Raw genomic sequence first — 16,328 nt, forward strand, 5'->3', positions numbered from 1 at the left:
CCCAAATCTATTACTTTAATACCTTTGCCTTTGTTTTGACTATTTAAAGACAATCCGTTCCTCTTTATCTAGAAAAGCATGTACATGGTATTTCACTTCTGTAAAGACATGTTTGATGTTGCCAATTTTTATTGTTGTTCCTTCTAACGCTTTGCCAATTTGAATTTCCTGGTCATATGGTACAGCAATAACGGTTGGCGTCCCGACTTCAGAACCGACCTCATTGATCGTTGCTCCTAATCTGCCGTACACTTCTCCGCCTCGAATAATGCCGCGAATCGATAGCGTTCCTCCCGCATGAATTTTCGTATTGACACAGCCTTGGCCTGTGATCTCGACATTACCGCTGCAGTATAGACGGCTATTCGAAACACTTGGAGCAACAATATAGGAATCAGGCTCAACTGGCGTTTTGCTTAATTCATGTAACTCTTTCATTTTAGCAGAAAGTTCGATGATTTTATCAACGGTTACTAATTCATTAGAGATAGATAGAAACAATTGATTTAAGTGGACGGAGATATTTCTCCACTCATCATCATCTAAGTACTCTTCCCCTTTTCTTACAACCTCTACGTATTTCTTAGCGAGCGGCGGGAAGCTTTTAAATTTCCTCTCCATTAAAATCCGGATTAATGGCTGTATTCCCCCTACAGAAACGTCATTGTTTTTAAAAGCAGGGGCATGTGTCAGCTGGTTAATAACGGTGACCATATTTTCGATATGCTGATGAAGAATTCCAAGAATATGACCTAATTCAGCGATCAGCATATTATTCTTCCCTGCTGATATTTCGGAGTTCACAATATTCCCGTCTGCAATAATAGCTCCTGAAGAAGTAAGTGTTGAACGGTTTACTTCTTTGCGAATCGTGATATCCCCCTCCGCCTCGATCGTCATTCCTTCTTCTACTCTCCCTAACACCTCGACATCTCCAATGAAATGAATATTTCCAGAAGATATGTCTACATCCCCGGAATGAGTCAATTTCGGCATAATCGAAGCTTTGACTAATTGTCCACGCTTCTCAATATGCGGACGTCCATGGTCTGTTGAGACAATTTTATCATCAACTAAATCAACGCCTTTTCCGAGTTTCAATTGAATCGGAAATGTTTGTTTAGCCGGAAGCGGTTCATTCGTAACCGTATACCCGTGCTGCCCTGGTGTCGGCGGGTGAATGATCGCTATTACTTGCCCGCGTTCCACTGTTGGGATCGCTCTTGTTTCACGAAAATCTACGGATCCATCCTCTTGTTCCTTTGGACCAACTTTCATATCCGTATTTACTTTCATTTCGATCCAGCCATCTTTGCCTTGCTTGGCGTGAATACCGGTTGCGATTTCAAATGTTCCTGCTTCAGTTGTTTCAAGTGCCTTTACAATCTCATCTTGATTGAACCCGTGTTTCACTCGTAGATTTTCTAGCTTATGAATGACTTTTGAATAACTTAAACTATTATCAATCTCTTTTACTTCATTTATCGATAGTTTAATATGTTTATCTGGCTCAATGTCAGGAATGCTGCGCATGAGGCGATAGCCTGGTTCAACATGCAAAAGTACTTTTACCTTCTGACTATCCATGGAAACATCCCATTTGGTTTCCTTCGTTTCACTCTCTACCTTTAACTCAAATGTATCTTTCTCTGAAACGATCAACGTACCCTTTTTTTCTACTTGATTGTTTTTAATGACTTGAATTCCTTTTGGAACGGTGATCATCGGAAAATGCTCAGGAGAAGCCTTACAATATAACCTTCCGTCTTCAACCCAAACTTTCCCTGAAAGGTCGTCTGTTGTTTCCTTTTGGACGCTACGTTGTAACGGTTCATTATTAAATGATACTTTCTCATCTGGAATCTCAGCAATCGCTTCTTCCAGCAATTCAAAATTATCCAACAAACCCCGTTCCTCAAGCACTTCTTGCGCCCCCGGATTGAGCTTCGTTAACTTTACAATAGCTTCCTTAGAGCGGATACCCAAAAAGCCCTTCGCCTCGTATTGAATGATTTCAATGTTCACGTTTTTTTTCGATGTTTCGAGTAATGATAGACCTAAATCAATAGCTTCGTTAATATTCTTTCCTTTCGAAACGATACTTTGCATACCTATCCCACCTACACATTTAATACTGGTGAATTTAAGCTCGTAATATTCGAATTCTCATATGTCAGTTTCAAAACTACCATCGTAATATCATCCTTTTGGAGAGCTCCATCCATAAAGCTATGAACAGAGTCAATCACGCTCTTCTCAATAGCTCCGACACCGCTGTCTTGATGATTCTCCAATATACGAGTCAGACGCTCCAGCTGGTATTGATCACCTGCTTTATTTTGAGCTTCGACGATTCCATCCGTATAGAAAAACACCGTATCATTGTTTTTCAACTTAATCGTCTCTTCTTTGTACACTTGGTTAGGCAGACCGCCAACCATAATGCCTTTTACTTTAGGCAGCAAGGTTACTTCTCTGTTGTCACCGTTAATATAAAGAGGCATGTTATGACCGGCATTTGCGTACGTAAGAATTTCAGTGTCAGGGTCCCAATCAGCACAAAACAACGTAACAAATGACTTTAACTTTCGTAAATCATTGTAAAGCGCTTGATTCATCGCCGTTAACGTCGCTCCAGGACTAGACATACTTTCAGCTGCCGTTCGAAATGCACCTCGAGTTAAAATCATCAGCATCGCAGCTGGAATGCCCTTCCCCATCACATCGCCAATTACGATCCGGATTTTCCCATTCGCTAACGGGTAAAAGTCATAATAATCCCCGCCAATTAACCTTGCTGGAAGGGATGAGCCAATAACTTCCCCTTTATTAATCTTAGGTGTACTGCCATTTAATAATGTTGCTTGAATATTTTTGGCCAGATTGATCTCACGTTGCAGTGTTTTATCCATTTCCTTTGTTGAGCTTTGCTTAGACACCGTCAGTCCATCATAATACATCAAACAACCTCCTCTTGAATCGCTTCAAGAATTTGATACAACCCAACCATTTCAAATACTTGATGTGTTAACTCGTTAACCCCTTCAAATTGGAGTTTGAATTGTTTCTCCTGTGACAAATGAATGGCGTTAATAATCGAACCAATCCCCGTTGAGTCAATAAACTCTAATCCTGAGAAATCAAAGATCAATAGATTGATCTCATCGGTAATCTCTTCTAAATAAGGGTCGATTATGTTATTTGTTGAAATATCCAATACTCCACTAATCTTTAGAGTAATGGTGTCCTCATTTTTTTCTTTTTTCACTTGTAAGTCCATATCTATTCTCCTCCTTTTAATTTAAATTGACCTATTCCTGTTGATCTCTTACTTTAAAAAACGAAATTTTTCGATTTAATTCGCTTGATAACTTGTCCATTCTGTTTAATGCTTCATTAAGTTCCTGCAGCGTGTCATGGAACATGAGAGTAATTTCTGTCACATCTACTGAATGATCTTTTGTCATTTTTTCCAGCTTAACGATTTGACTTAAGGCCTCTATGATTGAGTCTTTCAATTGATTGGTGCTCTCCTTATCCCATTCCACTTTTCCCACATGTGAACGATCACCAATCGAATTGGATATGCGTTGAAGTTTTTCAAGAGATATTTCTATTTCATTTAATAGATCTCTCGACTCGGCTGTCATAGCTGTCGATGTCTCACCCATCGTTTGGATCGATGAATAGACTTGCTTAGAAAGTAAATTCGAAACTACAACCAATGAATGCGATTCTTCTTTTACACCAGTAATTAATCGGTTAAACTGCTGAGTCATTTCATTAATGTGATCTGCCAACCAATCTAGTTCATTTTTTTCGTTAATTACTAGTTTTTGAGTTAAATCGCCGTTCGCTACCCCTTGAATATGCTGAACAATATGCTGCAATGGCTGTAATTGACGCTTTGCAATAAATCGAATCGTAATAAAGAACAGAATGGACGCGACAACAAGGGAGCCTAAAAACAAGAATATAAGCTGATTTTCCATATCCTTTTGTCTTGTTAAATTTAATACGATGGACATTACTCGATCATTCGGCAGTGATTTATATACTTTCTTGTATTGAACACCATTTTCTTCAAAAAGAAGATTCTCGGTTCTTCCTTCGCTATGCACTTGTTGAAGGATCAGAACATCGTCCACTGTCTCTAATTCGTGACTCCCGTACAGAACAGGCAGGTCCGTTGCCGGTTCGACGACATCATTCTCTTCCCCTCTAAGCAAAGCAGGGACATTGATGACGGCAATCTCTTCAATATCAACATTTTCTTCAGCGATTTTTTCAATCATTTGTGTCGGTCCGCTTTCGAATGTTTGCTGGTAAATTTCTTCATCTAAAATAAAAGGATTAATCATGAAGTCTGTTGTTCCATCGTAATAATAGCCAAATTTGTAATAAAGATGTTCAAATAGTTCGGCTCTTGATATTGGACCGACCCAGTAATTCTCCAGAGCAAATCCTTCTTCAACAGTTACCTCTTGCTGAGACATTAATTGGTCAAAGGCTGTAAACCAATAGCCCCAATCCTTAGAACCCATTTGCAACTGAGTTTCATCAGATGATTTAGTAACGACGATGTCATCACCAATTCGTTCCCATAATGAAATTTCCTCTACATCCCATTTGGCAGCCAATTCAATTAATTCATCCTGGCTGATGTCTTCAACCTGCTTTCCTCTAAGCTCTGACATAATTCCCTTCGAAGAAGAATACAACTTTTGTTCAATCATATTTTCGATCGTTTCTGCTGACTGCTGTGTTGCTTCCATCGCGTGCAGAACGACACTTGTTGCATGATTAATCTGTTCATGCTGCAATTCTTCGATTTGTGTTTTGATAAAGTAATAGCCTAATAAAAGGGTAATAATAGCTATCAAACCTAAGAAAAATCCTACTTTCACTAATAATTGCATCATAATCGTATTTCGTTTCATGACAATTCCCCATCTCCGCCTTTAAGATTACTCGTACCTTACTCTATCCCCTCACTTGAATCGAAAATTAAGATAATCGTTGATCCTAAAGGTGACGTATACAGTACCACTTGTTTCGTCATTTTCATCATGAGCGTAAACCCCTGTCCCATTGACCTTTTCGTTGAATAACCGGCTAAAAGGGTCGTCTTTGGTAAATCCTTTAATGGAAATCCAGGACCTCTATCTTCAATGATAAAGCGGGTTTCGCTTGCCTCTTCATCTTCAATGACGGTCATCGTTCCTTCTTCGGCGTGTTTAATTGTGTTTGTAATTGCTTCAGATAAAACTAATAACCAACTCATGATCTTTGCTGGATTGCTAATTTTCTTCTCAAGAGCCTCTTTCGCTTGATTTCTGCGTACCGGTATATCTGACCGCTCCATAATCTCCCCTTCACAAAGTACCGTTCCTGCTTTATACTGCTCCACATCCTCCTCGGTAATAAGTAAAAAGTGACCTTGTGTCGCTGCAAAAATAACATCTCGATAAACGGTCCACGTTGTGATTTCTTCTTGCTTTACTTCACGAACAGTGCTTTCTTTCATAACAATATTCGGCGAGGCAAATAAATCTTGCTGGTGCATATCGTAAGCTTTTAGCATCGCATTTTGAATATCATTTCTTACTCCTAGTTTTTCAATTAACTCTGGAATATTTTGATTCTGCTCATTCCAAGCAAGCATTTTCTCACTTAAATACAGCAGCTGTTCATTTAGGTTTTCTGTTTTTTTTCGTAAAAACACTCGTTTGGCTAAAGAAAGATAAAATGCTGAATCCCCTTCTTCATGATTCGAACTAAGATATTGACTTAATTTACGAGCAAGATATCCTCTTTTCGTCATATAGGTCATTTCTGTATAAGTTAAATCTGAAGGGAGAGACGGAGCACTCAATGGAGCTTCTATCGTTGAATCTTTGAAAACTTTATCTAGAAACCGCCTCAATAAAGGCCCCTCCTTTGGAATGAATTTGCACAAGGAAAACTAATCATTAGGATATGTAATGAGAACAAACCCATCAAAAGGTTGATGGGTTTAAAAAGGTAGAAGAGATCTAAAGCTAGATCAACTCATTTTTTCTTAAAATCCAACCTTTTCGGAAACCCGGCGATCATAGCTTCTATAGCCTTAGACCCGTAGCTTTGCGCCCTTATTTTTCAATAAGTTTGCTATTATCGAAGGTTTATCTTCATTATTATTTATATCGCTCTATTCCTCCAGAATATTTACTGGTAAGTTATTCCTTTAACTTTATTTTCCAACAAAAATGACGAAACGTATATCACCTAGTTCTCTCATTTCTTCCTTATACGGTTCGTTCTTGTCATTAGGAACATATTCCTAATACGAAGATCATTACGCTTTGAAATGAGCCTAAAAAAAGAGGTGTCTTACGGGATCGGTTTAAACCCTTAGGACAACCTAATTTTGTCATAAAAAGGCTACTGCAGAACCTTTCCTGTTACATATACATTTCTCACTTCTCCTGTTGTCAAAAGGGGACTAATACTGGCCAATATCGTTGTTTCAATCAAATCGATTCCATCTTCACTCTGAATCTCGGATCTCTCTAAGGAAGAAAGGGAATGAATTAATTTATTTTCAATAAGGGGGTAAGCACTTTGCAATTCCGACCTGCTTCTCTTTGAATCTGTTTCAATCGCTAACGATAATTGCAAATGAGATCTATTTTGAATGGAGATGACGATCCGATCGGTATGAAACACCCGATCTTCTAATGTAGCCAGTTCATTCGAGGAGGGTGGACGATCACTCATTAGAAAATAAACAACACCCGATAGACCAATAACAAGTGTTAATAAAATAGTAATAATAACCTTTTGCATTAATTCCTTTCCTTTCCCTTTAAATTTGAACCTTTCTTAGATTCGTCCGCTCCGTCTCCAACGCAGCAGCGTCTCCAACGATATATTAAATTTTTTAGAAATACCGTTTATCGTAATAGCAGGGGTTTCACGAATACAAGCCCTCACCTTTTGGAAGTTGGTCAAATCTTGCTGATAGCATTCCGGGCAGACATCATACTGCTTTTGCATAAAGATTTGATTACACTCAGGACAATTTTTCACAGTCATTTTGCATCTGCTCCTTCAGCTTCTTATATTTATGAGGATCGAAATCTAGATTAGCTGTCTATGATTCTCTTCTTTCAAAATCGTCTCAACAATAATCGTTGGATGCTGATTTAAATTGATTTCCTTGTTTAACTCGAGCAGCCTCACGATCGGACGATGCGGGTTCGATTCAATTCTTGTAACGATCCCTCTCCCTTTGCTGCCAATGTTTAGTTGGACATTTGTACCAGGCGGGTAACTTATAATCCCTTGACTAAAAGCAAGTACAATATGATGACTGTACTTCTTTTCTGAAAATGTCATAATCTGCTCAATTGCCTCGTGAGGCATGATTCCATCTTGTGAAATTAAATGATCATAATCATTAGCAAGACTGCATATTTGTGCAAATTCTAATATATCGTTTCCGGCAAGACTTCGAGGAAACCCTTTTCCATCAATGGTTTCATGATGTTGATAGGCGATATGTGCGGATACCAAGTTAATTTCCCGATGCACCCGTATAATATTGAATCCTATTTCTGGATGCTCTTCTTTGTTTGAGGTCCGGGTTTTGCCAATATCATGAAGCAAACAGCCAATCCCTAAGTTATTAAGCTGTGTATATGTATGACCAATCTTTTTCCCTATTTGTAAGGCAATCAATGTTACATTTACAGCATGCGCATATAAAAATAAGCTTTGGTCAACAGCCGTTGTTGGGATCAGCATGATCGCATTACGCTTTTGCACTTCAGAGATTAACTTTTTTACTGCTTTTTGTATTTCGGGTAATGGCAACGGTTGATTGGTTTCTGCTGCTTTATAAGCATTTTCTGTCACCGTAATAATATCGAGCCATGTTGGCATATCCATCATCTCTTCCAAAGAAATCCCTTTTGACTTGAAATCCTCAATGAAGAGATACTTAATCCCAATTTGCTCTAACTTTTCTCTATACTTTGGATGAATGACATTGCCAGCTCCGAGTAATACTCTTCTTCTCGAGTCACATATAGGCTTAGCTAATTGCATCGTACGTTCATCGTATTCTTCTATTCCAATCATTCGCATTGTTCGCCCCCCTTAGTTCCCATTATATAGTTCTATTGTCGCATTATAAATCTCATAAAAATGAACTCATTTACTTTGCATGTAACTGCCTGCTTATAGTTGAGGCGGACACTTCATATGATTGGCTTATTTCTTGCAGGGTCTTGCCATTTTCAAAGTAAAGTTGTTTCCATATTGCCGCCATCACCTTTACATGTTCCGTGTTCGTTTTTTTACTACGAACGTCGACATAATCCTTTATATTACGATAGACCGTGTCTGCACTAACATCGTACTTTTCAGCTATATATTGAAAAGAAAGACCTTCCCTATAAAGTTTCTTCCACTCATCGATGAAGGGTTCATAGATATGTTGATTACTTGTAATTACTAGACCTACCTCATTTTTTATCGTATTAAGAACAATTTTCGGGTGAAAGTGATAGCTGCTGCCAATCGTATTCAGACATTTCCCCTTTTTATACAGCGAAACCCACGTCCACTTTAACTCATCAATAATAGGCTGAATCTCCTTATAGACATTTGTCTTCACCGCTGTCTCACTAACTTTGTATTTCCTTGCAATAGCTGCAAAGGTCTTACCCTTTTGGTAATCTTGTGTCCATGCTGCAATTTGGTCTTGAGTAAAGCGTGTTCGACTTCTTTTTTGAACTTTATTTTTTATATATTTTGAAACAGTTTCAGGCTGTACGTTATACTTCTTTGCAATAGCAGAAAACGTACAGCCCTCTTCTTCATAAAGTCGAATCCATTCGTCCTCTAAATGTGCAAATTGTTTCGTTCTTCCTCTTGACATGTAATCGTTCTAACTCCTAGCATAAATATAATTATGATTGTTCCTCTTTCTTTACCTTGCGATTTTTCAACTCTTCTATAATGTATACCATTTCCATTTTCACACTTGACGTTCTTTCAAACTGGAAAGCCTCTCTTGCAGTTTTCAATTCTTTCATTAAAACATGGTATCTTGCTTTTAAATCGTCCATCGTTTGTTCAGACAAATTCAAGCCATTTTTTAGATCAGACGCTACTTTACACAAAGTGTATTCTCCTCCCATTAGTGATTTTTTGGAAAATACCGAGGCAACAAAAAAAGGTGGATACCTTTAAAAAACAGATATCCACCTTCATATCAGTTTTTTCGGCAACCCGGCTGCCATAGTTATTACACCTTAGGCCCGTGGCTTTGCGTCCTTATTTTTCAATAAGTTTGCTATTATCGTTAAACTTTATTAAGATCATTTCTATGATTTTATTACTATTTCATTTTACACAATACGACAAAATACGCAATCATTAGACAAAAACTAATTAATATTAACACGAATAAACACAACTAATTGCCTATCCATTATCCAATTAAAGAGAATAAGTGCTTCATTCTAAACTTGTTTAAGAGATATGAAATTTCCTTATTAACTTATCTAAATCTGCTGACAACCCTTGGAGCTCCTCGCTCATATTTGATAACCCGTTAATCGTTGCCGTCTGTTGTTCAGTTGAAGAAGCAACTTCTTCCGTACTAGCTCTTGACTCTTCCATCACCGCAGACGTATTTGTAATCGACTCATTTATTTGTTCACTGCTGCTTGTTAATTCTTTGATCGTTTGGCGGATTTCATTAGTCTGTTTCTTAATGTCTGCGGCAGCTTCATTAATATTTTTAATCGCCATTCCCGTGTGCTTCACTTCTTTAACTAAGCTTTCAATTTCATTTTCACTAGTTTGAGTATCTCCAACTATACCAGTAATGCTGCTTTGAATATCCTGGATCAGCTGTTGAATTTGTATTGTAGACTCAGTTGATTGTGTAGCAAGCTTCCTTACTTCAGCAGCGACAACAGCAAAGCCTTTTCCATGCTCTCCTGCTCGTGCAGCTTCAATAGAAGCATTTAAAGCGAGTAAATTCGTTTGTTCAGCAATGCCATTAATAATAACAATGACATCATTAATAGCTTTCGACTTGTCATTAAGTTGCGTCACATTTTGAACGGTCTCACCAACCTTGCTTTTCGTCGATTCGGCTCTATCTATTGATGCAGCGATGGCTTTTTCACCTTGAAGAACATGGTCAATCACATTAGTGGCTGAGTCATCAACCTGCTCAATGCTTACAGAAAACTGCTGCAACCCCGCCGACATATCTGTTGCTTCATCGGCAATTCTCCCAACCTCACTGGTCAACTGTTCAGAAGCGGAGGAGAATTCTTCGGTACTCGCTGCAATTTGCTGAGCAGCCTCCTTCGTTTCTAGTAACGATCCTTTCAGCTCAATCGTCCGATTAGTAAGAATTTCGCTGGAATCTTGGATTTCCCGGATCAATGTTTCCATTTGATCAGCTGTTCCATTAAAAACCTTACTCAATGTTTGAAATTCATCCCCGGTTTTTAATGTAATTCGTTTTGTATAATCATTATTTTTAAATGCTATTGCCAGTTCAGTTAACTGTTCAAGGGGTTTTTTTAGGATTAGCCTTATGATAAAATAGGCCCCTGCAGCTCCAAGAGTAATCGTGACAGCTGCTGTTATGATATTAAGCAGCAGTATATTTTCAATATAAGCTTGAATTACTCCTGTTGCTGTCGTACTTAGAGAAGTAATAACAAAAATGAGAATAACAATCATAATTGTCAGCTTCGCTTGTAAATTAAGTCGTATGTTCTTTTTATCATTTCTTTGCTCGAGCTTCATTTTTTGCTGCCCCTTTTTAATAAATTAATGCTGGATAAACCCTTTTTCTAACAAACTTCGAAACTCGGCTTCTCGGATTGGCTTACTGAACAAATATCCTTGAATTTGGTCGCAGTTCTTTGCTCTTAATAAAGTTAATTGTTCTTTCGTCTCAACACCTTCTGCAACAACCTGAATGTCCAGCCCATGGGCAAGTTCAATAATTCCAGATGTAATCACTTCATCTTGCTTCTTTTCTGCGATATGTTTGATAAAAGATCGATCGATTTTTAACGTATCAATTTTCAGCTCTTTCAATTGTGTTAGAGATGAAAAACCAGTTCCAAAATCATCTAACGCCACTTTTATGCCCATTTTTCTTAATTCAGCAAGGTCCTGTACGACCTTTTCCATATTAAACATGTAGGAGCTTTCCGTTATTTCTATTTCTAGAAGATGTGGATCTATGTTTGTTTCATCCAAAAGAGACTGAAACCTGGAAATAACGTCATTTCTTAAGAATCCTTGTGCTGAAATATTAATCGATATCGGGACAACCTGTAACTGTTCACCCTGCCAAGCTTTTAACTGTATACAGACTGTCTTGGCAACCCAGTCACCGATTTCCGATATTAACCCGTTCTCTTCAGCCAATGGAATAAATTCTATAGGAGGTAGAAAGCCTAATTCTGGATGGTTCCATCTTATTAATGCTTCAGCACTAAGAATCTTCCCCGTATTCGTACACACACGTGGTTGATAGTACACTTCAAACTCGTTATTAATCAGCGCTTTTCTCATATCTGCTTCCAGCTCATAATGATCAGTTGGTTTACCGGACAGTGCGTTACTAAATAGCTGAACATTATTTTTTCCTAATTGCTTTGCTCGGTTGACAGCAGCCTTCGTATGATTCATAAGTGTATCTGACGTCCCGCCATGTTCAGGGTAGATACTCACTCCTATACTAGTTGACATATAAAGCTCGAAACCCTTTATTTGAAAAGGATTAAGCATAGTTTGAAGGATATCATTGGCAAACTCTCTTACCTTTGCTACTGATTTTATATCTGCTAGAATAACCGCAAATTCATCGCCTGCCATCCGAGCTGTGATGCCCTCTTTTGGCATCAATGAATTTAACCGTCTTGAAACCTCTATTAACAATTCATCTCCAACTAGGTGTCCAAGTGTATCGTTAATTTTCTTAAAGCGGTCCAAGTTCAAATACAAAATGGCAAACTGCATGTTCTTCTCTTTTGCTTGAACAAGGTTATTGCGAAGGACTTGGTCAAACATCCTGCTGTTTGGAAGCTTCGTTAAATGATCATGGTGAGCCAAATAACTCATTTTCTCTTCAGCAAGTTTTTGATCCGTTATATCTGACATAATCCCATCTAAACGAATGAGGTTTCCTTCTTCATCTAAAACAGGAATCGTATGGTCCGATACCCACTTAACTGTTCCCGAGGCATGGATAATTCGATATTGGTGTTTAATATCCTTGCCTTCCGTAAGGACATTTTGATTGTTCCTCGCAGCTTGAAAATCATCTGGATGAATGACTTTGAGCCAGAAATCTGCTGCGTTTTCAACTGCATGCCGTGGATAACCAAATATATTTTCAAATCCTTTTGTACAATACAGCACTCTATTTGTTGCAACCTCTACAGACCAGATAGCCACTTCAAGATTGTTGAATATAAAATTCTTTTGTTCTTCACTCGTTTTTAACAATTCCTCTGTCCGTCGCTGTGTCGTTATATCTTGGATTGTTCCAATAAAGCGGACTGAATTGCCGCTTTCATCTAAAATCACATCAGCTTGCTGGTTTAAGACTCGCTTCTTCCCGTCCGTTCTGACAATACGATACTCTACTTGAAAACTCTCGCCAATTTCTAAGGACTTTTCGAATATTTTCATAAAACGTTCACGATCATTCGGATCGATAAATGAGAGAAAGCTTTTGTATGTTGGAATAAAAGAGGAATCTTCCTGCAGTCCAAAAATACGATACATCTGTTTTGACCAATATGCTTCATCTTCAATCACGTCATAGTCCCAACTGCCCGTATTCCCGATCATTTGCACTTGATTAAGATTTTCTTGGATTTTAACTAATTCACGTTCTTGCTGCTTTTCTTTCGAGATATTTTTTCCGATTCCAATTACACCAGTGATTTTATTATCATGTTTAATTGGGATTGCCGTAATATCTATATCAACTAAGTGTCCGTCTCTATGTTGCAAAGAAAAAGTAATAGTGATCGGATTCCCTTTTCTAACGGTAGACAAAGCAGTAAAAAGCTTAACCGGCTCATAATTTGGCAGGAATGTAAAAAATGACTGGTTTTGTAATTCATTTTCCTTATAACCAATCGTTTTTTCCATTCTGCTGTTTGTAGATAATATCGTGCCATTATGGTCTAAAATAAATGTTAAATCCGTACTGTGAGTAAGAATCGTTTTATATGTTTCTAATGCTTCCAAATCAACAGCTGATGCAGACGTATCAAAAAAGTTTTGTAGTGAAATCATAAAACCACCTTTTATAGTCTTTTGGTAACAAATCTTATTAACTATTTTACATGTAAACGACATTTATTTTTGTCGAAATTTGTAATATATAGGCTAATTTTTATGGAAACTTTACCCTTTATTGCTATACCTCGTTTCAATTTGTCGAATTTTATCAATTACCAGGTAAATAAACCTATAAAGATATACGTACTAAAAAGTTAGTACATTACGCATTAACTTTTTTAATACTCAACTGAACTAACTCAATTCCACTTTGAATGTAGGGATAATCGCTTAGCACGTATTCGTTGAAAAAGATCCTGTACTTCTTGAAATAAGGTCAGTGTCGTATGTAGCTTTTTTTCTGCGTTAGATGATAAGTCAGGAATCGCCTCTTCACCTTTTTCATCAATCGCAACCACTCGGACCTTATGGTTATTTTTCTCGGTTTGCCAATCTAACTGCAGATAATTCTCCTCAATTAATGTCATCATATATTGATTAAATGTCGGACTCGAGCAAATCCAGCCATATGTTTTTTTGAAAACTTTCTGCAGTTCAACTAGGGAGATGGAATGCTCTTTAGGTCCTAATTGTTTCTTCCTTTCTTCAAGCTCTATCAGGCTCAAACTAGATAAAACCGGTTTCGACTGCACATTTTGCGCAAGAAAAAGTGACTCATCGTGGTTAAGATTGATTTTTTTAGAAGGTGGCTGCAGGTTCAAGCATGCTTCTAACATTCTTTCTAAACTTATCATTTGACGTTCAAGGGTCATCTGCCAACTATTAAGGGGCTGCTTCAAAAAGCTTTCTCCCTTAGCAGTTAGACTGAAAAGCGGAGATCTTCCGTAAAAAAATTTTGTAACGTAATTTTTTAATTCTAATGAAATTAAAAGGTTGTTCACTTGTGTTTTTAAACTGCTTGTACTAGAGAATAATGACAGCTCGTTCGGAATGGCCTTAGTGAGAGTCTGACTATCTGTTTCATTTTCAGCTAACTGCAGTAAAATCAGCCATGCCAGCAGTGACTTTCTTGATAGGACTTCCATTTGCCCACCTCCAATTCCCCTGCATCAATATACCTTTGTCTTTAAAGTTTTTGTGAAACCGGTCGAGGAAATGGCACATCAGCTCTCGACCTAGTTCTCTCTATTCTCTTATCTTCCTGCCGCCCGTATCACTTGCGTTTGCATAGACTCCTGAACTTGCCCATCATTATGGCGCTGACTATTCAAGAAATGAATACAAAAATGGCCATTATAGTTATTGTCCCTTATCACCTGGTCTCCGTGTGGGAAGGAGTGCATCGCTGCAGCTAATTTTCTACCATCCACTTCAACAATGATGGCTCTTGGTGTCCAGGAGTAACTGCCACCCCATATCTCCCTCATAATTTGCGCATCTCGCGCTGTTAAAGGCTCACTGTCGGCATGGTTTCCACCCATTGTATGCCTAACTTGAAAAGTACGTCCTGTATCAAAGTCCGTAATCGTTGCAACTTTCCCTGTTGAAAAGACATATCTCGCCTCTGTCCACCAATCTAACAGTTCCCCATGCCGTTCACTCACAACCGGCCTAATCGGTACATGATAAACCGGTACTCTAATCGTTTGCCCTACACTAAGGGTACTTCGGTCCGACATGTTATTAAAAGATAATAATTCATTAAAGGGAATCCCGTATTGCAGACTAATGCCCCACATTGTATCCCCTGAACGTACAGTATGAGTCGTTTCCGTCTTTGTAACGGCTTGGTTGTTAGATGGCGTCCCCCCAGCACTTGGAATTGTTAGAACCTGTCCAACTCGAATCGTATCAGATGTTAAGTTATTCGCTTGACGTAAAGCGTTAACCGTTGTATTAAACCGATTTGCTATTAAAAATAGTGTGTCCCCTGCTACAACCGTATAAGCTGTAGTACTCGTTGCTTGACTGTTACTTGGAGTTGATGTTCCGTTAATCGTCAGCACTTGCCCAACAAAAATCATATCCGAGGTTAGATTATTAGCTTGTCTTAATGCTGCCGCCGTTGTATTAAAACGGCTCGCTATCCCTGATAAGGTATCTCCTGATACAACCGTATAAGTAGTTGGTGTACTCGTTGGCTGAGTGCTGCTAGGAGATGACGTTTCCGTAACCTTTAGGACTTGGCCTACAAAAATAACATCGGAGGTTAGATTATTAGCCTGTCTTAATGTCGCTACCGTTGTATTAAAACGGCTCGCTATTGTAGATAGTGTGTCGCCCGCAACAACTGTATAGGTGGAAGAATTTCCTGTTTGCGAAGATTTCTCTGACAAACCAACAGTGTTCGCTCTTGCATCTCGCTCGATTGTCATGCCTAAGCTGTCTCCTAAGAATCTTACAGGAATCATCGTTCGCCCATTTAAGATGATTGAATTTGTCATCGGAACGACTTGGCCGTTGACTCGCGCTGAATTGGAACCAACAACAAAAGAAATCGTTGTCCCGTTAATTTCTATCCCCGTTGTATTCGTTCTCGTATCTCGCCAAATCGTCCCCCCTAGAGTTTCGGTAATTTCTCGCAATGGTACATAGATCGTTCTATTCATTAATATGGCAGGCTGTTGAAGTTGAGTAATGCGTTGACCATTTATAAATAAAGTCGGATAACTTTCAATTTGACTTGTTGCCACGATAGCATTAGTGGTGGAGGCTTCCGCTTTCGAATTTATATCTGAAAATAAAAAAGATACTACGATAAATGAACCGACAACTACTTTGACTGTTTTCACTCTAAACAAAGAATGGGTAATAACGTAACGCTCTGCCTCTTCCCGAACCTCTGAGTGATCTTTCAGTTGCACTTCTCCTAGCTCTTTAGAAAATTCAACAGTAGCAGGATTTACGTATAAATAAACGACTAATTCACCGTTTTCTTCTTTAAGTTGATGATGGTCAAATAAAGACATTTCTTCACCTCTTTTTTAACTATTACACGAGTAGAGTTTCCTTTTGAGTTTTTTTTATTAAAACAAGAAGTTAGA

The 16,328-nt window shown here is 38.3% G+C and carries 13 protein-coding genes and 2 riboswitches; all 13 genes read right to left on the minus strand.

What is annotated here, in order from left to right:
- Window positions 1-39 precede the first annotated feature (39 nt).
- Window positions 40-2,109 carry a FapA family protein gene (locus tag MF646_RS06205; RefSeq protein ID WP_250095627.1) on the minus strand — a complete coding sequence of 690 codons (2,070 nt, stop codon included), beginning with the start codon at window positions 2,107-2,109 and terminating at the stop codon, window positions 40-42.
- A gap of 11 nt (window positions 2,110-2,120) precedes the next feature.
- Window positions 2,121-2,960 carry a PP2C family protein-serine/threonine phosphatase gene (locus tag MF646_RS06210; protein WP_250095628.1) on the minus strand — a complete coding sequence of 280 codons (840 nt, stop codon included), beginning with the start codon at window positions 2,958-2,960 and terminating at the stop codon, window positions 2,121-2,123.
- The gene (locus tag MF646_RS06215) at window positions 2,960-3,280 is read right to left on the minus strand and encodes an STAS domain-containing protein (protein ID WP_250095629.1); all 321 of its coding nucleotides are present in this window, start codon (window positions 3,278-3,280) and stop codon (window positions 2,960-2,962) included. The genes MF646_RS06210 and MF646_RS06215 overlap by 1 nt, the downstream gene beginning before the upstream one ends.
- Window positions 3,281-3,311: 31 nt before the next feature.
- Entirely contained in the window at window positions 3,312-4,940 is a 1,629-nt protein-coding gene (locus tag MF646_RS06220; protein ID WP_250095630.1) for a HAMP domain-containing protein, read from the minus strand.
- A gap of 38 nt (window positions 4,941-4,978) precedes the next feature.
- Window positions 4,979-5,926, minus strand: a complete 948-nt coding sequence (locus MF646_RS06225) for an ATP-binding protein (protein ID WP_250095631.1) — start codon at window positions 5,924-5,926, stop codon at window positions 4,979-4,981.
- 150 nt (window positions 5,927-6,076) lie between these two features.
- Window positions 6,077-6,162, minus strand: a riboswitch (cyclic di-GMP riboswitch).
- A 261-nt stretch (window positions 6,163-6,423) separates the two neighbouring features.
- Window positions 6,424-6,828: a flagellar basal body-associated FliL family protein gene (locus tag MF646_RS06230; RefSeq protein WP_250095632.1), complete on the minus strand. Its 405-nt coding sequence runs from the start codon at window positions 6,826-6,828 to the stop codon at window positions 6,424-6,426.
- Between the two features lie 294 nt (window positions 6,829-7,122).
- The gene (locus MF646_RS06235; protein ID WP_250095633.1) at window positions 7,123-8,130 is read right to left on the minus strand and encodes an HD-GYP domain-containing protein; all 1,008 of its coding nucleotides are present in this window, start codon (window positions 8,128-8,130) and stop codon (window positions 7,123-7,125) included.
- Window positions 8,131-8,200: 70 nt separating this feature from the next.
- Window positions 8,201-8,926 carry a COG3415 family protein gene (locus MF646_RS06240; RefSeq protein ID WP_250095634.1) on the minus strand — a complete coding sequence of 242 codons (726 nt, stop codon included), beginning with the start codon at window positions 8,924-8,926 and terminating at the stop codon, window positions 8,201-8,203.
- Between the two features lie 31 nt (window positions 8,927-8,957).
- On the minus strand, window positions 8,958-9,170 hold the full coding sequence (locus tag MF646_RS06245; protein ID WP_250095635.1) for a hypothetical protein: 213 nt from the start codon (window positions 9,168-9,170) through the stop codon (window positions 8,958-8,960).
- 100 nt (window positions 9,171-9,270) lie between these two features.
- A riboswitch (cyclic di-GMP riboswitch) is annotated at window positions 9,271-9,355 on the minus strand.
- 167 nt (window positions 9,356-9,522) lie between these two features.
- Window positions 9,523-10,821, minus strand: coding sequence for a methyl-accepting chemotaxis protein (locus MF646_RS06250; RefSeq protein WP_250095636.1), 1,299 nt, complete (start codon window positions 10,819-10,821; stop codon window positions 9,523-9,525).
- Window positions 10,822-10,845: 24 nt separating this feature from the next.
- The gene (locus tag MF646_RS06255; protein ID WP_250095637.1) at window positions 10,846-13,338 is read right to left on the minus strand and encodes a sensor domain-containing protein; all 2,493 of its coding nucleotides are present in this window, start codon (window positions 13,336-13,338) and stop codon (window positions 10,846-10,848) included.
- Between the two features lie 245 nt (window positions 13,339-13,583).
- Complete coding sequence (locus MF646_RS06260) at window positions 13,584-14,369, minus strand: hypothetical protein (RefSeq protein WP_250095638.1); 786 nt, start codon at window positions 14,367-14,369, stop codon at window positions 13,584-13,586.
- A 108-nt stretch (window positions 14,370-14,477) separates the two neighbouring features.
- Window positions 14,478-16,253 carry a LysM peptidoglycan-binding domain-containing protein gene (locus MF646_RS06265; RefSeq protein WP_250095639.1) on the minus strand — a complete coding sequence of 592 codons (1,776 nt, stop codon included), beginning with the start codon at window positions 16,251-16,253 and terminating at the stop codon, window positions 14,478-14,480.
- Window positions 16,254-16,328: the final 75 nt, after the last annotated feature.

The organism is Halalkalibacter alkaliphilus, from assembly GCF_023555415.1.
Taxonomy (GTDB): domain Bacteria; phylum Bacillota; class Bacilli; order Bacillales; family Bacillaceae_D; genus Halalkalibacter; species Halalkalibacter alkaliphilus.